31 protein-coding genes and 1 tRNA gene are annotated in these 19,501 nt (G+C 35.2%); 25 read left to right on the top strand and 7 right to left on the bottom strand.

The window, feature by feature from the left end; genetic code table 11:
* The first annotated feature begins 10 nt into the window (after positions 1-10).
* The 4 genes from BXY41_RS23415 (at position 11) to BXY41_RS23400 (ending at position 4,031) form a co-directional block, all read left to right on the top strand.
* Positions 11-1,636 carry a DNA cytosine methyltransferase gene (locus BXY41_RS23415; RefSeq protein WP_104439305.1) on the top strand — a complete coding sequence of 542 codons (1,626 nt, stop codon included), beginning with the start codon at positions 11-13 and terminating at the stop codon, positions 1,634-1,636.
* A 78-nt stretch (positions 1,637-1,714) separates the two neighbouring features.
* Positions 1,715-2,434, top strand: a complete 720-nt coding sequence (locus tag BXY41_RS23410) for a hypothetical protein (RefSeq protein ID WP_104439304.1) — start codon at positions 1,715-1,717, stop codon at positions 2,432-2,434.
* Positions 2,435-2,622: 188 nt separating this feature from the next.
* Positions 2,623-3,660, top strand: a complete 1,038-nt coding sequence (locus BXY41_RS23405; protein WP_170072571.1) for a tyrosine-type recombinase/integrase — start codon at positions 2,623-2,625, stop codon at positions 3,658-3,660.
* Positions 3,660-4,031: a hypothetical protein gene (locus BXY41_RS23400; protein WP_104439302.1), complete on the top strand. Its 372-nt coding sequence runs from the start codon at positions 3,660-3,662 to the stop codon at positions 4,029-4,031. The genes BXY41_RS23405 and BXY41_RS23400 overlap by 1 nt, the downstream gene beginning before the upstream one ends.
* Positions 4,032-4,106: 75 nt before the next feature.
* On the opposite strand, the gene BXY41_RS23395 is transcribed toward BXY41_RS23400, so the two are convergent.
* A complete protein-coding gene (locus BXY41_RS23395; protein WP_170072569.1) occupies positions 4,107-5,357 on the bottom strand; it encodes an AbiJ-related protein in 1,251 nt (416 codons plus the stop codon).
* Positions 5,358-5,420: 63 nt separating this feature from the next.
* Between BXY41_RS23395 and BXY41_RS23390 the strand changes: the two genes are divergently transcribed.
* The 4 genes from BXY41_RS23390 (at position 5,421) to BXY41_RS23375 (ending at position 8,918) form a co-directional block, all read left to right on the top strand.
* Positions 5,421-6,572: a DNA cytosine methyltransferase gene (locus BXY41_RS23390; protein WP_341457881.1), complete on the top strand. Its 1,152-nt coding sequence runs from the start codon at positions 5,421-5,423 to the stop codon at positions 6,570-6,572.
* A gap of 40 nt (positions 6,573-6,612) precedes the next feature.
* Complete coding sequence (locus tag BXY41_RS23385) at positions 6,613-7,368, top strand: DNA adenine methylase (RefSeq protein WP_104439301.1); 756 nt, start codon at positions 6,613-6,615, stop codon at positions 7,366-7,368.
* Positions 7,369-7,475: 107 nt separating this feature from the next.
* Positions 7,476-8,150, top strand: a complete 675-nt coding sequence (locus BXY41_RS23380) for a hypothetical protein (RefSeq protein WP_104439300.1) — start codon at positions 7,476-7,478, stop codon at positions 8,148-8,150.
* Between the two features lie 87 nt (positions 8,151-8,237).
* Positions 8,238-8,918: a hypothetical protein gene (locus BXY41_RS23375; RefSeq protein WP_104439299.1), complete on the top strand. Its 681-nt coding sequence runs from the start codon at positions 8,238-8,240 to the stop codon at positions 8,916-8,918.
* Positions 8,919-9,243: 325 nt separating this feature from the next.
* On the opposite strand, the gene BXY41_RS23370 is transcribed toward BXY41_RS23375, so the two are convergent.
* From BXY41_RS23370 to BXY41_RS23355, 4 genes are all read right to left on the bottom strand, one after another.
* Positions 9,244-9,453 carry a hypothetical protein gene (locus BXY41_RS23370; RefSeq protein ID WP_104439298.1) on the bottom strand — a complete coding sequence of 70 codons (210 nt, stop codon included), beginning with the start codon at positions 9,451-9,453 and terminating at the stop codon, positions 9,244-9,246.
* Between the two features lie 51 nt (positions 9,454-9,504).
* The gene (locus tag BXY41_RS23365) at positions 9,505-9,915 is read right to left on the bottom strand and encodes a hypothetical protein (protein ID WP_104439297.1); all 411 of its coding nucleotides are present in this window, start codon (positions 9,913-9,915) and stop codon (positions 9,505-9,507) included.
* A 309-nt stretch (positions 9,916-10,224) separates the two neighbouring features.
* On the bottom strand, positions 10,225-10,431 hold the full coding sequence (locus tag BXY41_RS23360) for a hypothetical protein (protein WP_104439296.1): 207 nt from the start codon (positions 10,429-10,431) through the stop codon (positions 10,225-10,227).
* 93 nt (positions 10,432-10,524) lie between these two features.
* A complete protein-coding gene (locus BXY41_RS23355; protein WP_104439295.1) occupies positions 10,525-10,809 on the bottom strand; it encodes a hypothetical protein in 285 nt (94 codons plus the stop codon).
* 242 nt (positions 10,810-11,051) lie between these two features.
* On the opposite strand from BXY41_RS23355, the gene BXY41_RS23350 reads away from it, so the two are divergent.
* From BXY41_RS23350 to BXY41_RS23315, 9 genes are all read left to right on the top strand, one after another.
* Entirely contained in the window at positions 11,052-11,273 is a 222-nt protein-coding gene (locus BXY41_RS23350) for a helix-turn-helix domain-containing protein (RefSeq protein WP_104439294.1), read from the top strand.
* 87 nt (positions 11,274-11,360) lie between these two features.
* Complete coding sequence (locus tag BXY41_RS23345; RefSeq protein WP_104439293.1) at positions 11,361-11,612, top strand: DUF4160 domain-containing protein; 252 nt, start codon at positions 11,361-11,363, stop codon at positions 11,610-11,612.
* Positions 11,613-11,643: 31 nt separating this feature from the next.
* Positions 11,644-11,895, top strand: coding sequence for a DUF2442 domain-containing protein (locus BXY41_RS23340; RefSeq protein WP_104439292.1), 252 nt, complete (start codon positions 11,644-11,646; stop codon positions 11,893-11,895).
* 81 nt (positions 11,896-11,976) lie between these two features.
* The gene (locus tag BXY41_RS23335) at positions 11,977-12,384 is read left to right on the top strand and encodes a hypothetical protein (RefSeq protein WP_104439291.1); all 408 of its coding nucleotides are present in this window, start codon (positions 11,977-11,979) and stop codon (positions 12,382-12,384) included.
* 807 nt (positions 12,385-13,191) lie between these two features.
* Entirely contained in the window at positions 13,192-13,362 is a 171-nt protein-coding gene (locus tag BXY41_RS26900) for a hypothetical protein (RefSeq protein ID WP_170072567.1), read from the top strand.
* Between the two features lie 86 nt (positions 13,363-13,448).
* On the top strand, positions 13,449-14,081 hold the full coding sequence (locus tag BXY41_RS23330) for a hypothetical protein (RefSeq protein WP_104439290.1): 633 nt from the start codon (positions 13,449-13,451) through the stop codon (positions 14,079-14,081).
* A gap of 420 nt (positions 14,082-14,501) precedes the next feature.
* A complete protein-coding gene (locus BXY41_RS23325) occupies positions 14,502-14,936 on the top strand; it encodes a GIY-YIG nuclease family protein (RefSeq protein WP_104439289.1) in 435 nt (144 codons plus the stop codon).
* A gap of 66 nt (positions 14,937-15,002) precedes the next feature.
* Complete coding sequence (locus BXY41_RS23320) at positions 15,003-15,452, top strand: hypothetical protein (RefSeq protein WP_104439288.1); 450 nt, start codon at positions 15,003-15,005, stop codon at positions 15,450-15,452.
* Between the two features lie 16 nt (positions 15,453-15,468).
* Positions 15,469-15,663, top strand: coding sequence for a hypothetical protein (locus BXY41_RS23315; RefSeq protein ID WP_104439287.1), 195 nt, complete (start codon positions 15,469-15,471; stop codon positions 15,661-15,663).
* Between the two features lie 88 nt (positions 15,664-15,751).
* Here BXY41_RS23315 and BXY41_RS23310 read toward each other — a convergent pair whose 3' ends face one another.
* Together BXY41_RS23310 and BXY41_RS23305 are read right to left on the bottom strand one after the other, a co-directional pair.
* Positions 15,752-15,970, bottom strand: coding sequence for a hypothetical protein (locus tag BXY41_RS23310; protein ID WP_104439286.1), 219 nt, complete (start codon positions 15,968-15,970; stop codon positions 15,752-15,754).
* Positions 15,971-15,974: 4 nt separating this feature from the next.
* Entirely contained in the window at positions 15,975-16,370 is a 396-nt protein-coding gene (locus BXY41_RS23305) for an HNH endonuclease (protein WP_207657092.1), read from the bottom strand.
* Between the two features lie 184 nt (positions 16,371-16,554).
* Here BXY41_RS23305 and BXY41_RS23300 point away from each other — a divergent pair, with 184 nt between their 5' ends.
* The 8 genes from BXY41_RS23300 (at position 16,555) to BXY41_RS23270 (ending at position 19,251) form a co-directional block, all read left to right on the top strand.
* Positions 16,555-16,884 carry a hypothetical protein gene (locus BXY41_RS23300; RefSeq protein ID WP_104439285.1) on the top strand — a complete coding sequence of 110 codons (330 nt, stop codon included), beginning with the start codon at positions 16,555-16,557 and terminating at the stop codon, positions 16,882-16,884.
* A gap of 12 nt (positions 16,885-16,896) precedes the next feature.
* Positions 16,897-17,295, top strand: a complete 399-nt coding sequence (locus BXY41_RS23295) for a hypothetical protein (protein WP_104439284.1) — start codon at positions 16,897-16,899, stop codon at positions 17,293-17,295.
* A 5-nt stretch (positions 17,296-17,300) separates the two neighbouring features.
* Positions 17,301-17,465 carry a hypothetical protein gene (locus BXY41_RS26895; protein ID WP_170072565.1) on the top strand — a complete coding sequence of 55 codons (165 nt, stop codon included), beginning with the start codon at positions 17,301-17,303 and terminating at the stop codon, positions 17,463-17,465.
* The gene (locus tag BXY41_RS23290; protein WP_146088592.1) at positions 17,456-17,776 is read left to right on the top strand and encodes a hypothetical protein; all 321 of its coding nucleotides are present in this window, start codon (positions 17,456-17,458) and stop codon (positions 17,774-17,776) included. The genes BXY41_RS26895 and BXY41_RS23290 overlap by 10 nt, the downstream gene beginning before the upstream one ends.
* A gap of 16 nt (positions 17,777-17,792) precedes the next feature.
* Positions 17,793-17,863, top strand: a tRNA-OTHER gene (locus BXY41_RS23285).
* 75 nt (positions 17,864-17,938) lie between these two features.
* The gene (locus BXY41_RS23280) at positions 17,939-18,454 is read left to right on the top strand and encodes a hypothetical protein (protein ID WP_104439282.1); all 516 of its coding nucleotides are present in this window, start codon (positions 17,939-17,941) and stop codon (positions 18,452-18,454) included.
* Positions 18,455-18,564: 110 nt separating this feature from the next.
* Positions 18,565-18,792: a cysteine-rich KTR domain-containing protein gene (locus BXY41_RS27400; protein WP_341457882.1), complete on the top strand. Its 228-nt coding sequence runs from the start codon at positions 18,565-18,567 to the stop codon at positions 18,790-18,792.
* Between the two features lie 12 nt (positions 18,793-18,804).
* Positions 18,805-19,251: a hypothetical protein gene (locus BXY41_RS23270; RefSeq protein WP_104439281.1), complete on the top strand. Its 447-nt coding sequence runs from the start codon at positions 18,805-18,807 to the stop codon at positions 19,249-19,251.
* Positions 19,252-19,501: the final 250 nt, after the last annotated feature.

Raw genomic sequence — 19,501 nt, 5'->3', positions numbered from 1 at the left:
TCTTTAAAAAATGAGAGATTTAATAATAGATTGCTTTGCCGGTGGTGGTGGAGCAAGCGTTGGAATCGAAATGGCGTTGGGAAGGCATGTAGATATTGCGATTAATCACAATCCCCAAGCAATCAGGATGCATAAAACGAATCACCCAGACACACTGCATCTGACAGAGGACATCTTCAAGGTTGACCTGCAAAAGTATGTAAAAGGTCGACATGTAGCCTTGATGTGGGCAAGCCCGGATTGTACCAGCCATAGTAAGGCAAAGGGCGGTAAACCAAGAGAAAAAGGTCTGAGGATTCTTCCATGGGCTGTGTATAAACATGCGAAAGCCATTCTACCTGATGTTATCCTGATGGAGAATGTTGAAGAGATTCAGCAGTGGGGACCGCTAGATAAAGAGGGGTATCCCATAAAGGAACGCAAAGGGGAAGACTACCTGAAATTTATTACGGCGATGAAGTCCCTGGGATATGTCTTTGATAGCCGGGAACTGGTAGCTGCTGATTATGGAGCACCCACTACAAGAAAACGGTGGTATGCAATCTTCCGGAGGGACGGAAGGCCAATTGTCTGGCCGGAGCCCACACATAACAAAAACGGAACAAATGGGCTTGAAAAGTGGGAGCCTATCTGGAAGCACCTGGATCTAACAGATTTAGGAAAGTCTATCTTTGGGAGAAAGAAGCCACTGGCAGACAAGACGATGAACCGGATCGCTAGGGGACTGGATAAATATGTTTTTAATTGTCCGGAACCGTTTATAGTTCAGGTCAACCATGGGGGTGATCACTTCCGAGGACAGAGCATTCATAAGCCTATGCCTACAATTACGCAGAAGCATGGATTTGGCACTGTGACGTCATATATCATGCAGTCGGGGCAAACTGGATTTTGTACAGATCGGAATCGCTCCGTTGAAGACCCTATGAGCACAATAGTCACCAAGAATGAACATTGCTATATTAGTCCTATTATGATTCAGTATCATTCAGAAACCTCTATGTCCGAGGTAAGAGGTCAATCGGTAGATGAACCTGTAATGACGATTGACACCAGTAACCGATATGGACTGGTGGCGGCTTTTCTCACGAAGTTTTATAAGACGGGAGTGGGACAGCCTTTATGGGAGCCGATACATACAATAACAACCAGTCCGGGGCATTTTGGACATGTCAGTATTCTTGCAATTAGTAAGGAAGAACTGCTAAAGAAGGGTGTTGATGAAGAAACAGCGCAGAAATGTACTTGGGTGAGCCAGTTTATCATTAAATACTATGGTGGTGATGTAACCGGAGTAAGCCTGAAAGAACCGCTTCATACTATTGTGACAAAAGATCGGTTTGCCTTGGTTACGGTCCTTGGTAATGAATATGTAATTCTGGATATCTTCCTTCGAATGCTAAAAGCCGAACCGGAATTAAAACTGGGTCAGGGATTCCCAGAGGATTACATCATAGATCACGATTATGAGAGTAAAAAATATCCGGTTTCTGAACAGGTAGCCCGTATTGGAAACAGTGTTGTTCCTATTGTTGCTGAAGCATTGGTTACAGCGAATTGTCCATATTTGAAAATTGGAAAGCGAATGCCTAACATGAGGATTGATGATAGTCAGGCGCAGCTTAGATTTGCCTGAAATGGAAGGGTTATACTTGCTTTTATATTGAAAAAGTAATAGTATTTTGTTATTAGGTATATAAAGGGGGACTAAATAATGTCGGATAAATTTAATGAAGTGAAGAAAGAATTGAAAATTGCAGAAACTGTTAGTGACAAATACTCCAATCCAATATTGCATACTGTACGTTCTCAACTAATTCAATATTTACCCATTATAGGTGATTATTTGGATTCTGTAGCAGAGAAGAACATAGAGGATTACCAAGTTAAAAAGAGAAAGGAATTTTGTGAATTTATACTAAATGAACCAGAATTAATTACAAAGGAAAAAGTCACTGATATTAATTTTATTATGGAGTTTGTTAAGACTCTTGATGTCATAAACAGGCTTGCACAAAATGATAAAATTTTATTTTTAGCCGCATTATTTAAAAATACTTTTATAAACAAAAACAAATATAAAATAGATGAATATGAAGAATGGCTACATTGTATTGAAGAATTATCTTATCGAGAGATGCAACTATTAATTGAATTATATAAGTGTGAGAAAAGTTATTATGGAGAATTTTATGATCCCAAAAAAAATATAAGAGAATATCAAAAGATCGTTGATGTTTGGTTTATTTTTTTAAAAAAGGCAAGTAAGGATTTTTCTTTAACATATGAAGATATAGAAAGCCTTATTATAAGAACAACTAAAACTGGGTTTTGCAATCAAGAAGATGTTAGTGTAGGAGAATCAACTTTAAAAGTATATTATGTATCAAACTACTTTGTAAGATTTCTAAATAGGATAGAAGAAAAAATTTAAAGTTTTACTACCGGGGCATAGACCCCGGTAAAAAAATAACATCAAAAGAACATACATTCGATTTTCAAACAATAAACAAGCGGCAGAGTCCCCGACCAAAGTTCGTCTACCGCTTCACGCTTAAGGATATTATAAAAGAAAATGTCTCCTTAAGCAACTGAAATTTTAAGAAAAGGAGATTGCATATTATGAATGGACAAACCATAAAAGCGCAGGTAATTAACAACATTATTGTTGCCATGGCAGAGCATGTGACTAAAGATGTTTTAGACATTCTTCATCAGGTAATCATAAAGGAATTTGTCAATGTCAACATGGAAGAAATAACCACTCTTCCGGTAGAATATCAGAATGACACGGATCAGAAGAATAAGTACATCGTTCAGCTTTTTATAGTGAAGAAAAAAATAAAAGATAATACTAAGCAAGCATATCTTAGTTCAGTTAAACGCCTGATTACCTTGATTGACAAGCCGCTGGATAGGATAGAGGAATCCGATATCAGCTATTACCTGTCCTGGTATGAGAAGCGGAATATAAATGCCAGTGGCAAGAAGAATCAGGCCATAACCGTAAATAATGAAAGACGTTTCCTCTCTGCTTTCTTCACTTGGATGCGAAAGGAAAAATTGATTGGAGAAAATCCGGTCGAGGCAACGGATCCACTCAAAGCTATCAAAAAGCCGATTGATTATTTTAAGCCTGAAGAGATGACAAAAATGAAAGACGCCTGTAAGAGTTACCGGGAACGTGCTTTAATAGAAGTGCTTCGCAGCACCGGTGCCAGAGTAGGGGAGCTGGTAGAGATAACTCTTGACCAGATAGATTGGAATACCGGTGATATCATGATCTTGGGTGAGAAGAGCGACAAATACCGGCCGATATTTTTAGATGATGATGCAAGATATTATTACCGCAAATATATGGACTCCCGGAATGACGATAGCCCTTTTATGTTTCCTCAGTGTAAGGCGCCGCATGATCAAATGACTACTTCCGGAATTAGGAGCATTCTTAAAACTATCGGAAAGCGCGCCATGGTAAAGAGTAGGGTATACCCACATAAGATCCGGAAGACGCTCGGAATGACACTCAAAAACAAAGGTGTGGACATTGGAACAATTCAGGAGATTATGGGTCATGGAAGCCCTTCGGTAACGGCAGCTTATTATGCTCAATCAACTCCTGACACATTAAGAAACATAAGAGAGAGGTGTATAGCCTAATGAAAAATAAGACAATGGATCAATTAAAAAATCTGGTTGCATTCAATGCTGCTATTTCTGATGCGGATGAAGATATCCAGATAATACAGAAAGAGATGGCTTCTTATGGTTACGACGATAAATATGTAGATGCTCTTAATGATCTGAAACAGAAAGTTATTTGCTACCGATACCAGAAGGTGAAAATTTGCCTGGAACTATATGATAAAATTGAGAATATGGAAGATGAACAGGAAAAGCGATTGATGAAATATCGGTACATAAGAGGTTATACATGGGACGTTATTGCAGACAAAATGGGGTATAGTGTAAGGCAGATTTTTAATATTCATAATAAATCACTTAGTAGCGTTAATCATTTTAAAATATAGTTATATAATATAAAACCGCTACAGCTCGGATTTTATAGAGTTGTAGCGGTAAATAGATTTTTACAAACGTACATATTATTCTGTTATATCTGAAAATGCCTTAGTAAGTTGTTCGATGTTTTGAAATCGTAATCTTTTATCTGGATTCAATCCTTTTAATACAAAACTTTTAAGGGATTCATTGAGAATTTTATCTGTATTGGTTTTACCTGTCATTACAAAATATATTACTCTAGTTAAGGCGTATATTTCATGTACTATTCCATATGAGGCAAAGCCTTCTAATCTTAATTCAGGATCATTAAAATATCCTTTATATTCTGTATTTAGTGATGTTAGGTTACTATTTGGAATCTTAACTAAACCAAAATCAGATACTTTAAATACATCAACATCATCATATTTTTTTACTAAAATGTTTTTGGGACAAATATCACGATGAAGTAATTCTTTAGAATGTATATATTTAAATGCTCTTAATATCTGCATAGAAATTCCTTTTCGTTGTTTAAAAGTAAGGTTACCATTATTGGTTGAAATATATTTATCTAATGTAAAATCCATGTATTCCATTGAATATTCATGCTTACTATCGTCATATCCATAGACTTCAACTATGTATGGTGAATTCAGAGATTTCATCTGCTCATATTCTCGCTTAAATCTTTCCAATTCTTTATCATCTAAGTCTGATTTTGCTCTTTTTATAACAAACATCTTTTGATAAGTATCATTTCTGTATTTAAAAACCTTTGCATAAGAACCTTCTCCAATTAATTTTAGTTCATAGAATTTAGAATGTGTATTATCCGGTATCTCAACAAAATTTTCACCTGTCTCTCTCCAAAAATAAATTGCCCTACCAGATATATGGCTATGTTCATATAGTTCATACCCATCTATTCTTAGAAGATCATTAATTATTTTTAATATTTTTTTCCAAGGTTGACTTTCGTTTCTTACTATGGGATGGAATATTTCACATATAAATTTTAAGAATACTTCATCATCGCCATATAATAATTCAAATCTACTATCTGAAAATATCCAATCATCGTCCCAATCATAATTATTAACCGTATGTTGCCATATATCGCCTTCAGCATCTGAAAATCTTGAATCCATTGATGGGATATTTTGTAGATCATATATTCTCTTAAGAAAATCAATCTCATCTAAGCGGCCATGATAGCAAATTTTATAATTTTTATCTTCGTAAATATTTTCATAAATTTCTGAATTTATAATATTGTCTGTATCTACTACTATACCATTATTTATAATATCTATTATATCGCGTTTCGTGATTTGAGTGATTTTATTCATGAGTTTTATCCTCTAGATCATGTTGGATTTGTGTTCTTAGAAAATTATACGATATGTAATTAGATGTGTAAAGAAGAAACAATTTTACATAGAATTGCAGTAATACTATGTGCTATGCTCAATTTTGATATCAATTTAAAAGGAGCGAAGCCATCCGGACTAATGCTGCAGCAGCTTCTTGACAAAATGAGTCTTACATTTTTGGATTTTTTTTCTGGCATTGGTGGATTTAGAAAAGGAATGGAACTTGCTGGTCATAGATGTGTTGGCTTTTGTGAATGGGATAAATATGCAGTAATGAGTTATACATCTATGCATTTAATATCCGAAGAGCAAAATCAATACCTTTTTCAGCTTCCATTTAGAGAAAGGCAAATAGAGATTTTAAAGGAGAAGTACAGAAATGGGGAATGGTACGCAAATGATATCAGAAATATTGCAGCCAGAGAATTGCCCAGAGCAGATGTGTGGTGTTTCGGATTTCCGTGCCAAGACATTTCCATTGCCGGGAAAAGACTTGGATTTGCTGGGAAACGTTCAAGTTTGTTTTTCACAGTTACAGGACTTATTAGAGACCTGCCGGAAGAAAATAAACCCTCAATCCTATTTATTGAGAACGTTAAAAACTTACTTAGTGTTAATCGAGGGCTCGATTTTACCAAACTTCTCATTGAATTGGACGAAGTCGGCTATGATGCAGAATGGCAAGTTCTCAATACCAAAGATTTCGGAATCCCGCAAAGTAGAGAAAGAGTGTTTATTGTTGGATTTCTTAGAAGAAGAACCGGAAGAAAAGTATTACCTATCAGAGGAACAGGCAGCCAAAATAATCTTTCATTAAAAATCAAGAAGCATAGAGAAGGTTTTTTAATCCGAGATGCAAATGAAAAAGGTTACACTCGCGCTGAGGTAGGAGATAGCATTAAACTTGATTATCCCAATAGTACTACTAAGCGGGGGCGGGTTGGCAAGGGGAAAGTTCATACATTAACAACTTCATGTAGTCAAGCAGTTGTTTGCGTGAGGGATAAGGTTCCTAAAATTCGCAAGCTTACCCCACGAGAATGCTTTCGTTTGCAGGGCTGGAAAGATAAATATTTTGAGCAGGCAGCTATGGTCAATAGCGATAATCAGCTCTATAAGCAGGCGGGTAATGGAGTAACTGTAAATGTAATACAGGAAATAGCATGTAAATTTCATCTATTAGATTCTTAAAAATTGTTCTATTGAGATTCTCCAAAAAGGAGGTTTTGTAATGAATAGTTTTATTAGTTGGATTGGTGGAAAGAAGTTATTACGGAAGCAAATACTTGAGCAGTTCCCGGATCTGGGTTCATACAGCCGGTATATTGAGGTATTCGGCGGAGCCGGTTGGGTCTTATTTTCAAAGGATAAACATGCACCATTGGAAGTCTTTAACGATGTGAATGGAGAATTGATTAATTTATACCGGGTGGTTAAATATCACCCGGAAACACTGCAGAAGGAACTGGAATGGCTGCTTATGTCCAGAGAGCAGTTCTTTGACGAGTTAAGCAGGAATACCAGAGGAATGACTGACATACAACGGGCCGCCCGATTCTTCTGCCTGATCAGGGAGAGTTTTGGGACAGACTGTAAATCTTTTAGAGTTTGTCCAAGAGACATGCAGAAAGCTGTTGATTATCTGAAAGAGGTGTCAGGACGGTTAAATCGAGTGGTAATAGAGAACCAGGACTTTGAACGGCTGATAAAAACATATGACAGGCCGGATGCATTATTTTATCTGGATCCGCCCTATTACGAAGCGGAGAAGTATTACCCGGATCGGTTCAACCCAGAGGACCATGAAAGATTACAAAGATGCCTGGGCAATATTAAAGGGAAATTTGTATTGTCCTATAATGACTGCCAGCAGATCAGGGATTTGTTTGAGGGATATACCATCATAGAAGTTGACAGAATGGATAATCTGGTGAATAAGGATAAGAGTAGGAGATATAAAGAATTGATTATTAAGAATTATGAATAGATTCTGAAATGAATCAAGTTGAAATGCCTGTCGATTTTTAATTGACGGGTATTTTCTTTTATTTGATTTTGGTGTATGATGAAAAAAACTATATGGAGGAAACTGGGTTGAAGAAACATTTATTGCCTATATTAATAGTAATTGCTATTTCTGCTATATTTCCAATATGTATTGATAAATTAGTTTTAGGAAGTAACTATCCAAGTAATGTTAATAATGAGGTCTGGATGTCATTTTTAGGGGGATACTTAGGGGCCATTATTGGTGCAATCATAACATTGATAGTAATGTATATTTCCATTAATAATAGCAATAAGCAACTTGATAAGACTTTATTGGCAGAAAAGGAAAAGGAAATAAAAAATATAAAAAGAGAATTTTGTGGGTACATTATAAAAGAATATGCAATATATAACTCCAATATGACTAAGGCATTTAATTCTGCGGTGTCATATATTAACACATCGGGGGTAAGTGAATACCATTTCATGGTTAATTCATTTATAGCTTGTGAAAGCGTTTATATAGAATTAGTATTACAATTGCAAGTTAATTCTCAATACGCTGAAATAGATAAATTAATTAAAGATCTACAGATAATTAATAAGAGATATGATGTTTTTAAAACTATTATGATTGATATTGATACTTTAAAAAAATTAAAAGAAAAAGATTTTATTAAGTGGTTTGAAAATGAAAATTTGGCTATATTAAATGATGTAATGAATTTAAGAAAGATGGTTAAACAATTTGTCAAAACAAATTTAAAACAAGATTATTAATACTATAACTTTTTTCAATAAAAAGCCTGCAGATTTAATTTATAAGTGCTTTTAAAGAATAAAATGAAATGTTTTAGGGGGCACCAGATGGAGAATAATAGTTCAAATTGGAGAAAGCAAGATTATTTTTGGTTAATAGGAATTTTGATAGGTATAATTGTTTTTATTTGTGCAATTAGGTTAAGTGATAATACTGATATTGTAAATATAATTTCATTTATCGCCAGTGGAGTGTCTATTGCGCTTGCTTTTATAGCGATCTGGTGGGGACAAGTAAATAATTCTGAGACTAATAAAATTTATGTTAAAATAAATGAAAAGCTTGACAGGGTTAAAGGTGAAACAGATATAATAAATCAGACTATGGAAAAGATGCGATGCGATCTAAGCCAAGCGTTGGAAAGAAGAATAGATGAGCTGCCCAATGTGACGGAAGAGGCAAAAGAAGAAATGAAAAGTATGGTAAATGATTCTTTCGAATCAATAGAAAAGGGGTCAAAGTTCAGAGAAAGGATAAATTATTCGGAATTAGAGGTTACCTTTGAACCTATACCTCGTAATATTAGAAGAAGATTTGATTCAAGGTTATTTACAATATTAGAATCTTATGGAGACGACATATATGGATTAAAAAGATTTGAAAATGGATTTAAAATAATGTTATGTTCTACTATGGATGATGAAAAGTTTTCCTCAATGAATGAAGAAATAATGGATTTAATAAAAATGCATGAACTTAAAAATTATCAAATAAATCATATGACTTAAATTATTGTTTTCCTCCACTCTGCATTTACCAGGGCTTGTGACCTGCGGAGCTTTTCCGGCTGCATTAAAGGGGCGGCAGTAGCCGCCTCAATGTTATGCGGAATAATCCCATTCGATGGTTCCATCTTCGTACTGGCAGATGCCGTGAGCCCTAAGCCGCCAACCGTCGCTGACTCGAACCATTATTGCTTATCCATTAATAAGTACATTTTTGCATAGGTAATCACCGCCGCCACGATTGGTGTAAATCTTGCCTATAGTCGGTACGATTCTTTTCATGATAATCCTTTCTGCCCTCGTAACCTCTGGGGTGGGTTTTTGTTTTTTATCCCTGATCAACAATTTTCATAACATCTCTTACTTCCTCTTCATCCATATATTCAAAACAGGATGTTTTATAGCTATATTTCTTAATTGCATAATTATCACATCCTAGAGAATTTGCAAACTTTGCCGCATTTTTTAAAGTAGCATAATCCCTGTGATTTCTTTTTCCTTTTTCCTGGTTTATAAAATCCACTCTGTATTCCTTCAACTTATCTTCCTTTCTACCCTCGTGACCTCAGGGGTGGGTGCTTTCATTCAGTCATTTTACTGTAGAAACATCAAGCTTCAGAACCATGTCAATGACCTTCAAACGTGTGGTATAATTTTCTTTAACTGCCTTTTTCAAGATTTCCCGTTGCTTGTCCGGAACTATAGATAATCCATACTCGATAAGTTTTGATTCTGCTATGGAAAGTATCTCCCTGGCTGCTAATATTTCCTGCCATAAACCTGAAGCTTCAGCAGTTGCTGCCTGTTCTTCATTTGCCTTGTTAAATGTTTCCTCGTCTTCTATGCAATAGATGTGTTCAGGTATGGAGCCGTCCGGATTAATGATTCCATTGTCAATGATATACTGGTGCTCCAGTTTGTTTTCTTTGTCCTCCAGGGTTTCGAGGTGCGCTTTAGATAACATGTAATTCTCTTGAATTTTATTAGTAGTCTTTTTCATATAAGTACCGCCTTTCATGTGGTCTCATCTGTGATTTCTCCGCTCTGCGACTTCCTCCGGGGTTGAGACCGGATACCCGCATTAGAGAGGCGACAACGTCGCCTAATATGCAAATTTGGGATTAAAGATGATTGACTTGTAATAAGATTTTGAAACTCTTACCGGTCGTAAGTTCAGGCAACCCACTTGCTGGCCTATGTAGTAGTGATTGCATTTTGAGATTTTGCAGATCCAGATTTTATTTTGATTCCAATTGTCTACCCTGTGTTCTGTTTTCATGTGGAGCTCCTTTCATTTTATAAGTTAAGACTAAAAATTGTATTCAGGGTAAAGCATATCAATGTTAAGACCTTCTTCATACCAACCGTCTGTATTTGTTTTTGTTTCTGTTACTATGATATGATGTTCGTGCGCTTCCTTTACAATCCCATCATTGAATTTATGAAGTGAATCAAAGTCATCATTTCTGATTTTTAATTTCTGTCCTACGTGGAATAAGTGTGCTAAATTTGCCATTGTAAAACCTCCTTATTTGGTTGTAATGTGCGTGTATCCCGACCGCCGGCAGGCGGTTTCGTCTTAATCTTCAAAGACTCTTCAGGGGATTTATTAAATGGTGTCATATGCTTCACTTTCGATAACCGTATGACTATGTGCAATGTAATCTTTGTTACTTCCTGATTTAACACAACTGACCAATACACTATAGCCTTTTGATAAGAAATTGTTGTATCTGATGTTTATAGAAAAATTCTCTTCGGACTCATCAAACATACCGTTATTCTTGAAACTCTCAATGTTTCCGCTGGATTCTAATAGAGTTACCTTATTTGGTGAAACTTCGAATACTTTTGCGATTGCCTTAACTACTTCTTTCCTAGCCGTCTTTGTCATAGTGATTACCACCTTTCGATTGAATTGTTTTGTGTTGCTTGCTATATCATTATATTACACGATAATAGAATTAATTTCAATAGAAAATTACACGAAAATAGAATATCTACATATTACACAAAAATAGAATAAAAATGTTGGGCTTGTTGGAAAAGTACATGACAATAGAATGTTGACAATTACACGATTTTAGAATATTATTGTATATAGAATGATACACGATAATAGAAAGCGGTGAGACAGTGGCAAACTATGGAGAGAATGGAATTATTGACTTTGAAAAGTTTTGGATTTTGATGGATAAAAAAGGCCTAAAAAAGCAGTGGCTTATAGATAATGGGATTCATCGGGCTACTGTTTATAAGTTGGTAAAAAATGAGAATGTTACTTGTGAAGTCATATGTAATTTGTGTAAACTTCTCAGGTGTCAACCAGGACAGATTATGGAATATAAAGAAAATTAAAAATTACGCAATAATAGAATTGACTATTACATGATAATAGAATATAATATAACCATACAAGAAGTAATGATAAAAGGAGTTGATAAGGTGCCAGAGATAGCAAGGTTCTATGGGATAGTAATTAAAATGTTCTTCAAACCAAAGGAACATGAACCAAGTCATTTACATGCTTTGTATGGTGAGCATATCGGAATCTTTGATTTGCGGACTATGGAAATGACAGAAGGAGATTTACCCCGGAGAGCACAGGAACTTGTTAAAGAGTGGATGTCCCAGAATCACAATGAATTATTAGATATGTGGGATAGCCAGAATCTAAAGAAATTACCGCCATTATAAGCGGCTTTTTCGCCCGTCTGGAGGTGTGGGAATGATACCAAGAATAAAAGAATTAAAGCCATTAGATGATTATTTATTACAAGTGATTTTTGACGATGGCAAAGAAGTGTTATATGACGTTAAAGAAGACATCGGCAACATAGCACAGTTTGCAGATCTGAAAAATATTTATGGATTGTTCCAGCAGGTCCAGGTTGACGAAAGTCGGACTTGCGTATTTTGGACCGATGAAATTGATTTGCCAAGTGATACGATTTATGAATACGGGATAGAACGAATATAATTTAAGGGTCGGCGGTTGCTGGCTCTTTAAATGTTTGAATTGTAACTATAAACTCGTGATTATTAATTCAAGGTCAAATTTATGAATAAATATTTTAAAAAAGATAATTCATATCCAAACGAAGCTTTTATACAGTTTTCTATTGAAAAATATTTTAATGACTTAGGCTATGAAATTGATACTTTAAACCAAGTTGATTTAATTGCAAGAAAGAATGATGAGTGCTGGATAGTCGAAGCTAAAGGAATTACAAGTTCAGTTGGATTGGATTTCAATACCTGCCTGGGACAGCTAATTAAAAGCATGAAAAACGATTTGTCAATTTATTCGATAGCAGTGCCTAAGCACATTAAATATAAAAGACAATGTAAATTAATTCCTGATTATTTCCGGCAGTTAATAAAATTACATATACTTTTAATTGATGAAAAAGGCGACGTGACAATAATATATCCATATGATGATATTTCCGATAAATTTTTATTATAAAGATTCATATAATTCTCATTGTGATTTTTGAGTTATTTTCAGACAAAAGAAAAGCCCTGCATCATCTGCAAGGCCGAACCTCTCCGGCATACCGTTTGGGGGCAGCCATGCCGGTGGCTGTTATAATACAAATAGCACAAACATAATTTCTTGTCAAGGGTTGATTTGAAATTCATTTTATGCTAATCTAAAAAAGCCGAGGGGGCTCTACAAGAAATACTCAAGGGTATATCTTCCGGACATTGAGAATTTATCATGGTGATTTTATTAGGCAGGCAGAAGAGCAGTAAAAAGCTTTGAAGCCTGCTTTTTATATTCAAAAATATGCATTTTTTAGCCCTATATATTATAAAATATATATAGACATATTGTGTTATTAATAATATACTCTTAGGCTTTCTGTATCCCCTGAGGTAAGTATAATAACTATATAGGGGTACATAAAAAAACTTTATACCAGATATTGACAGTTATTTAATTGTCTGGTAAGGTATAGTCAATGACAACTAAAAGAAGGCAGTATATAGCCACGTTAATATATACATATACAGGGAGTGTTGACTTGTCCACCCCGGTGCTTGGTAGCTCTCGGAGCCGTGACCCGTTGCAAACGTATCTTGCAATAGGTGGCGGCTTTTTTATTTGACCGTAAATCGATTTTAAATTGGCAGGTGAGAAAATATCCACGGAAGACATTTAGAACGGCGAACGGGGCGAATTTGAACGTCAGAATGGATTTTAAATCTATTTGTCATAGCACAGTTAGAGCAGAATCAGAGTGAATCTAAAAATCAAGGAGTTGATGATATGCAGGGAATAAGTGATAAGTGTAGCCGGGAAAGCTGCAGGTTTAATGACACTGGGAAATGCACCAATCCAGAGCAACGGAATGAATGTTTGGAACTTTTGAACCAAGTAATTCCTGATCCTGTTGACCGGATAACCCTGGCATTATCAGATCAGGTAATTAAAGATTAATAAATCTGTGGTATCTACCCAGATAATAAATATATAAAGCTTTTATATATACCTGTATAAGAGCCAGAAAGGAGATATAAAACATTATGTCAGATAATATTAATTACACTACTGTAGCTGATACTGATGGGAATACAGTTGATGTCTTTGAAAATGAGATATCTCTATATCTCCAAGAATACATAGAGGGACGTGGTATCTCTGATATGCGTAAGGAACCCCAGAGTCGTTGGAATGCTGCCCTTATATATATAAATAAAGCTTTATTTGGTGTTAATAAAGATAAGTTAATTATAGATAGCAGAGTAAGTAATGCTTATAATATAGACCTTATTAGTAATATATGTGATGTTTATATAACTCTCTGTTATGAATATGACAAGGAGATTAGTATTATTGGTTTCTCTAAGCTTACTGGTATTAATCAAGATACTTTCTATTCTTGGGGCAATAATGAGACACAAGTCGCTTCTGGTGCCTCCGAGATATACAAAAAACTCAACTCCGAAAGAGAAGAAAGTTTGAGCAACAAATTGATTTCTGGTGGCTCAAACCCCATGAAAATACTCCCGGCGCTCAACCGACATTATGGGTGGAACATGGGGCAACCAAGAGGAGCAGACGGAACGGCACGCATAACAGTAAGCCGCGAGGAGATAGAAGCCAGGGCTCACACAGTTGACCTGCTGCCGGAATCGGCTGACGAATTACCGGATTAACATATCGAATATTCTGACAATATCTAAATTTACTCATACAAAAGATAAAATTCAATAGGACTTATACAATGTGCATATTAATCACCAATAATTTTGTGCATATTTTAAGGTCAAGACTGCGTTAAACGGTAATTTAACGAATAGTTGAGATGAGTAATCAAATACAATCCTTTTGCTTTGTATAATGTGCTTAAAAAAATGCATTGGATTTATGCAATATTTAAAGATAGAGTCTAGGTAGTGATTTGGTGAAGATATGGGGCTAGAGGGGGTATACAGAAATGGCTTTCTGGGCGTAGTTAGCTGCCTGAGTTTTCTCAAAGATAAAAAGGCCTTTTATGAATTGAAGTAATGAGTTTTGCATCTGATAGATTTGCTGTAACTAATCAAGAATTAGATAAATAGGGGAGGAACTATAAAATGATAATGCTTCAGGAGTTATCTTTAAGCGAGTTTTATAATGTTGGTGATTACCATGATTTAGACAAGTATTCTTCTGGCTTATATTTCTTTTACAATGATGATAATGAATTAATGTATGTTGGGAATAGTGAGCATTTGCTGTCAAGGGTTAGGGGACATATAACTGGTAATGAGCATACTGGCGACGTTAAACATAATTTCAAGAAATACCGTTTTGCAATTCTAGAAGATGCTGTGGATCGAGACATTTATGAAACGTGGTATATAAACCTTTGGAAACCAGCTTTAAACACTGCAAAGGTTTTTACATATTATACTCAAAGATTTGAAAGACAATATAATCCAGCTTATGTTAAACGAAAAGAAGAACAGGAAAAAGAAATGTATGAGCTGAAATGTCGGGCTATAGAAAATAATCTCTATCTGATATGATGATTCCTAAAGTGATTTAAAAAAATTCAAAAAACTAAAAAGGCCTTACCTCAGGAGGATACATTAATGTTTAATCGAAAACTATTGTTCGCCAAAAGACATAGAGGAACTTTCCTGTTTGCTTTTGCGAATTTCAAAACTCAGGAATGCTATGAATGGTACGTTCAGTTCTCTTTAAATAAACCTTGGTGGATTCCCAGATATGACCCATACTTTCTGAATGACGGAAAGTGGCCATTAGCCGGTTGGTTGTTTTTCTATTTTGGCAGACATACCCGAGGAGCAATTATTCAGTGCCTGGAAAGTGAGATTCCCGAAGGCAAGAAGCCTATTATAGATAAAGCCGGGAATCTGTATATGATTTATAACCTGCTAGATGATGATCTGGCCAGAAAGTTCAGACGAACTATTCTCCAGTATAACTGCAATGTAGAGATTGAAAAAGATGGGGATACGGTGACAGTTGTGAATCGTGTCCAGTCCAGAAGATGGATTTCAATTTTTCTTAAAAAATGAATAAGGGTTGTTTGCTATGAAGAAAAAACTGTACATGGCAGTAGAAACCGATGAATATGAGTTGCCGCTTTATGTGGCAGATACGTCAAGAGAACTGGCTGACTGGTCTGGATTAAGTATTGGATATGTGTTAATTACTATATCACATTGTTACTCCGGAAAGAAAGCAGGAATTAAGTTTCTGAGAGTTAATGTTGAATGGGAGAACTAGGATTGATGGAGGTATAGTATGAACTATATTAATATGAATCCGATGGGGCATAATATAAGAACAGCACCCCACAGAGAGGTGCTGTTGATTAATTATTATTACCATATCCTCGTTCTTTTAAAAGCATCATACAGGCAATTTTCTCATCTCCATGACTACTTTTAGTTTTATTAATAAGACTTTCATCATCTAACCTATCATGCCTATCTTTATAATTTTGAATACGTTCGTTTTTGGCCTGAAGTTCATCACAAGCAGCTCCAGCAACGCTACCAACTACCTTACCTAAGCTTTCAAAAAATGACATAATGTTACCTCCTTGAATTTTTGGATATATTATTTAAAAAATTTAGATCTTCTTTATCCTGTTGATTAAGCTCGTTGCGGCGTTTTTTTAAATCCGAAGATGTGTCTGATGTATCTGCTTGCTTCGAACGGTTGCAGTGATAACAAAGCAATTGTAAATTGTAACGTGAATTATCGCCGCCTTGGCTTTTAGGTACAATATGGTCAATGTCAATTTCAGATTTTCTAAAATTTTTACCGCATTTCGGACATTTATACCAGCCATTTTTAGATGTAGCATTGTTAAAAGCTTTATCCCTGTAGTTAGTATCAAGTTCGTTTATTTCATGGTACATATCTACAATTTCTTTATTGCTTTGATTATTTTTAAAGCCTTGCATAAAACCATCAAGAAAGCCCATAAGCGTCCTCCCTTTTAAAGTTTTTGTTTCGATTAAAGTATTATTTCTTTGCGTATTATTTTACTACTATTGCCAAATTCTGTCAATTAAGCAACACGAAAGTAATAGAATTATATTAGTTAAATCAAGTTCCAGCACCTGGATGCAAAGCAACTCGTTGAACTTATTGTGGGAGGTAAGAAAAGTGAAAAATTATAAGGTAATCGCAGCGAATGAAGAAATTATGAAAACTAATTCAAATACTTTTTTCATGCAGTTTGTGGAATGGATGAACAGCGAAAGCATTGAAAGTGACGGCTGTCTCCAAGAAGCTGCAGAGGTGGTCAGGGCTGAGTTTTTGCAGAAAGGCGACTGGTATAATGCTTTAGTTGCTTCTATCTATGGATATTTACAAGAAACAGATGGTTCAATCCCTTATGACCAGATGGCGCTGGAATTAGCAAACAGGATAGTTGGTAAAGAACCAGATCCCGTAGAAGATCCGGAATGTGGCCCTAAGGACTATGAATTTTGAAAGGAGATATCCATGGACAAGAAAGAATTGGCACAATTAATAAATGGTCGAGAATACGGCTATGAGATCTTCAGAGACGTGAGGCGTGCTGCCATAGATGCCGGTCTCGTAATCGTCAGTGGTGCTTCTGATGACTTGATCGAGTTTGATGGAGCAATTTATGATGAGGGCGGCTGCTTTGATGGTGGAAAGGTATTTTTTGATAGGACCGGTGTATCTCAAGATGGTTTAGAGCTTGCAAACTATATTGAAGCCTTGTGGTGCGATAAAGCTGCATTAGATGAAAATGGAAATATGATTACATGGACATATAAAACGGATATCCCCCATGAAACATTTATGATTTATGAAAATGAAGAACCGTACTGCAGAGGTATCGTATTTGATTTGGCAGATGTAAAAGAGGGGTGATGGATATGGAAGCATTGAAATGGATTGTAACAGCCTGGAATGTATTCATGGTGATTTTCATTCTTTGGTTCTCTAGAGGGCTGATCTGGAAAAGAAATAAGGCAGCAACGGTCGGATTTGGTGTTATGGCAATCATGTATATTCTGGCTTTGGCGCCGATATGGAGGTAGCAGATATGATGTGTTTCTCAGAACAGCAGAAAGAGGAAATAGTACATACAGGAATACAGGTAATTGAGTTCAAGAGGTCAATCGTAAAGGCCAGCCAAACCGCGAAAGAGGTAATTGAGATTGTAAGAGATATGTTGCTGAAACTTGTTGACGGAATCTCCAAAAGCCTACAGGTGATTCGCCAGGTATATAAAAATTTGCATCCAAAAGAAAAATATAAGGCGGTCCGCAGGCTGGACAAGTGCGGATTCAGTGAAAAAGAAATTAACTTGATGGTAGGGGGATCATATCACTGTCGCAATAATTGTTAGGAAGCTGATCTACTTATGGGCTATTGCCAAATGGTAAAGCACAGGATTTGATTCCTGCATTTCCTGGTTCGAATCCGGGCAGCCCAATTTGAACATTGGAAATTGAATATTGGTGGTTGGTATGATATAGTCATTGTATCATGAATGAATGGAGTATTACGAATGAAAAAGAAAGTTGTAGCTTTGACTGATATTTTGATTGATATTATTTTTTTTATTTCACTAACCTTACTTGGTAAATATAAATTAGAGCAAAATAGTTCTTTACTTGGTAGTTACCAAATTGTAGCGGCATTATTTTGGGCTACTGGGGTATTAAAATTTAAAGATAATAATGCAAAAATAAAAGATTTTCTTTTTGATACACTAAAAGATCTTGTTAAATCTATATTAACAATTTCGTTTTGGTTTTTGATCAGCGGAGAAAAGCAGGTAGATATATATGAGCCAATTACGATTATAATTCACTTCATAGTATTAATAATAATATTGAAATGGTTTGTCCAAGGCTCTGTTAAATTGTGTGGATCAATTGCTTATTGTACACAAGCAGCAATACCTTTAATTGCAGTATTGTTAATTCATATAGGTATACCTGTCTTTTTTTCTATGGTAGTTGCAGTGTTTATTCAACTGTTCGTAGATAATATGTATTGCAAGAAAAAAAGGCTTAAATAATGTGATATCCAACCATCAATACTCGGTGGTTGGTTTTTTATTGAAAAAGCGAGGTGATTAACATAAGTAAAGTAATTGAATCAATAGAACATGATGCATTTGGCAGTGTCATGAATCCTCCAGAAGATGGAGGGCAGGCAGATATAAGAGTACTGCCAGATGGGAGCCGTTGGGCAGTTTGTCCATGGTGTGACAAGAAGGCACTTAAAATTTTGCCTGAAACTAGAATACACAATCTACCTTTCAAGTGCAAAAATAATAAGTGCAATAAAGAGTTTGTTGTGGAAGTGAGTAATTGCCATTTCTTTTGGAGTTATGCTATACTTAATAAAAAATAGGAAGGTGCACAAATGAAGTGGTTATCTATACTAAAGATAAATGTTTTAATACTGTTAGCGCTTTTAATTTCAGTCATGATATTGATATTTTACTATTACAAAATCAAAAAGAAATATACTAATAAAGAGGCTTTGTGTAAAAGCTGGAAAGCAATAGAAATTATTTTGAAATTTAATTATAACGGAACGCATAATATTGATTTTAATTATTTAAAAATGGTAATAGGAAAAGTGTTTATTCCTATGTCCGAAAAAAATGCATTCTGGATTGATACTAAGACTATACAATTAAATAATATAACTTATGATTCAGATAAGGGAAGCGTTGGATTAAAAGAGCTGATATTAACAAAAGATAAAATTGAAATTGTTTATGACGTACATTCTAAGTCAACTGGTGTAATTGATTTGGTTAAGACCAAGGGAAGTACTGAACTTACTATAAATAATAATACATAAATATGTAAAGTCGATCAAGAAAACAAACGGATATTGGTCCCTTGTAGTGGATATAGTATATTTAATGATTTAAAGGTTTCATTAAAAAGCAATTTGCAGTATTGCAGCTCTTTTGAGTTAGCCATTAAAACTGACAGCTTTTTGGATAAATCTATTGATGTGGATTTTATTTCTTTATGCAGGTCTATATGCATAATAAATTTGAGCTTAAGCTTTGTTATAGCTGTCACTTTACGTATGTATTCTATAA

Source organism: Lacrimispora xylanisolvens, assembly GCF_002934545.1.
GTDB classification, from domain to species: Bacteria; Bacillota; Clostridia; order Lachnospirales; family Lachnospiraceae; genus Lacrimispora; species Lacrimispora xylanisolvens.
The sequence above is the reverse complement of the archived record's forward strand: the minus strand, read 5'-3'. Positions and strand labels throughout refer to the sequence as shown.

Bases quoted from the DNA above. Each gene is read 5' to 3' on its own strand.
- BXY41_RS23270 (WP_104439281.1), top strand. From the start codon at position 18,805: ATGAAGTGGTTATCTATACTAAAGATAAATGTTTTAATACTGTTAGCG.
- BXY41_RS23335 (WP_104439291.1), top strand. From the start codon at position 11,977: ATGAATAAATATTTTAAAAAAGATAATTCATATCCAAACGAAGCTTTT.
- BXY41_RS26900 (WP_170072567.1), top strand. From the start codon at position 13,192: ATGCAGGGAATAAGTGATAAGTGTAGCCGGGAAAGCTGCAGGTTTAAT.
- BXY41_RS23320 (WP_104439288.1), top strand. From the start codon at position 15,003: ATGTTTAATCGAAAACTATTGTTCGCCAAAAGACATAGAGGAACTTTC.
- BXY41_RS23405 (WP_170072571.1), top strand. From the start codon at position 2,623: ATGAATGGACAAACCATAAAAGCGCAGGTAATTAACAACATTATTGTT.
- BXY41_RS23360 (WP_104439296.1), bottom strand. From the start codon at position 10,431: ATGGCAAATTTAGCACACTTATTCCACGTAGGACAGAAATTAAAAATC.
- BXY41_RS23325 (WP_104439289.1), top strand. From the start codon at position 14,502: ATGATAATGCTTCAGGAGTTATCTTTAAGCGAGTTTTATAATGTTGGT.
- BXY41_RS23390 (WP_341457881.1), top strand. From the start codon at position 5,421: ATGTGTAAAGAAGAAACAATTTTACATAGAATTGCAGTAATACTATGT.
- BXY41_RS23315 (WP_104439287.1), top strand. From the start codon at position 15,469: ATGAAGAAAAAACTGTACATGGCAGTAGAAACCGATGAATATGAGTTG.
- BXY41_RS26895 (WP_170072565.1), top strand. From the start codon at position 17,301: ATGGAAGCATTGAAATGGATTGTAACAGCCTGGAATGTATTCATGGTG.
- BXY41_RS23410 (WP_104439304.1), top strand. From the start codon at position 1,715: ATGTCGGATAAATTTAATGAAGTGAAGAAAGAATTGAAAATTGCAGAA.
- BXY41_RS23290 (WP_146088592.1), top strand. From the start codon at position 17,456: ATGGAGGTAGCAGATATGATGTGTTTCTCAGAACAGCAGAAAGAGGAA.
- BXY41_RS23365 (WP_104439297.1), bottom strand. From the start codon at position 9,915: ATGAAAAAGACTACTAATAAAATTCAAGAGAATTACATGTTATCTAAA.
- BXY41_RS23385 (WP_104439301.1), top strand. From the start codon at position 6,613: ATGAATAGTTTTATTAGTTGGATTGGTGGAAAGAAGTTATTACGGAAG.
- BXY41_RS23305 (WP_207657092.1), bottom strand. From the start codon at position 16,370: ATGGGCTTTCTTGATGGTTTTATGCAAGGCTTTAAAAATAATCAAAGC.
- BXY41_RS23355 (WP_104439295.1), bottom strand. From the start codon at position 10,809: ATGACAAAGACGGCTAGGAAAGAAGTAGTTAAGGCAATCGCAAAAGTA.
- BXY41_RS23310 (WP_104439286.1), bottom strand. From the start codon at position 15,970: ATGTCATTTTTTGAAAGCTTAGGTAAGGTAGTTGGTAGCGTTGCTGGA.
- BXY41_RS23330 (WP_104439290.1), top strand. From the start codon at position 13,449: ATGTCAGATAATATTAATTACACTACTGTAGCTGATACTGATGGGAAT.
- BXY41_RS23280 (WP_104439282.1), top strand. From the start codon at position 17,939: ATGAAAAAGAAAGTTGTAGCTTTGACTGATATTTTGATTGATATTATT.
- BXY41_RS23375 (WP_104439299.1), top strand. From the start codon at position 8,238: ATGGAGAATAATAGTTCAAATTGGAGAAAGCAAGATTATTTTTGGTTA.
- BXY41_RS23395 (WP_170072569.1), bottom strand. From the start codon at position 5,357: ATGAATAAAATCACTCAAATCACGAAACGCGATATAATAGATATTATA.
- BXY41_RS23340 (WP_104439292.1), top strand. From the start codon at position 11,644: ATGATACCAAGAATAAAAGAATTAAAGCCATTAGATGATTATTTATTA.
- BXY41_RS23415 (WP_104439305.1), top strand. From the start codon at position 11: ATGAGAGATTTAATAATAGATTGCTTTGCCGGTGGTGGTGGAGCAAGC.
- BXY41_RS23400 (WP_104439302.1), top strand. From the start codon at position 3,660: ATGAAAAATAAGACAATGGATCAATTAAAAAATCTGGTTGCATTCAAT.
- BXY41_RS23295 (WP_104439284.1), top strand. From the start codon at position 16,897: ATGGACAAGAAAGAATTGGCACAATTAATAAATGGTCGAGAATACGGC.
- BXY41_RS27400 (WP_341457882.1), top strand. From the start codon at position 18,565: ATGAATCCTCCAGAAGATGGAGGGCAGGCAGATATAAGAGTACTGCCA.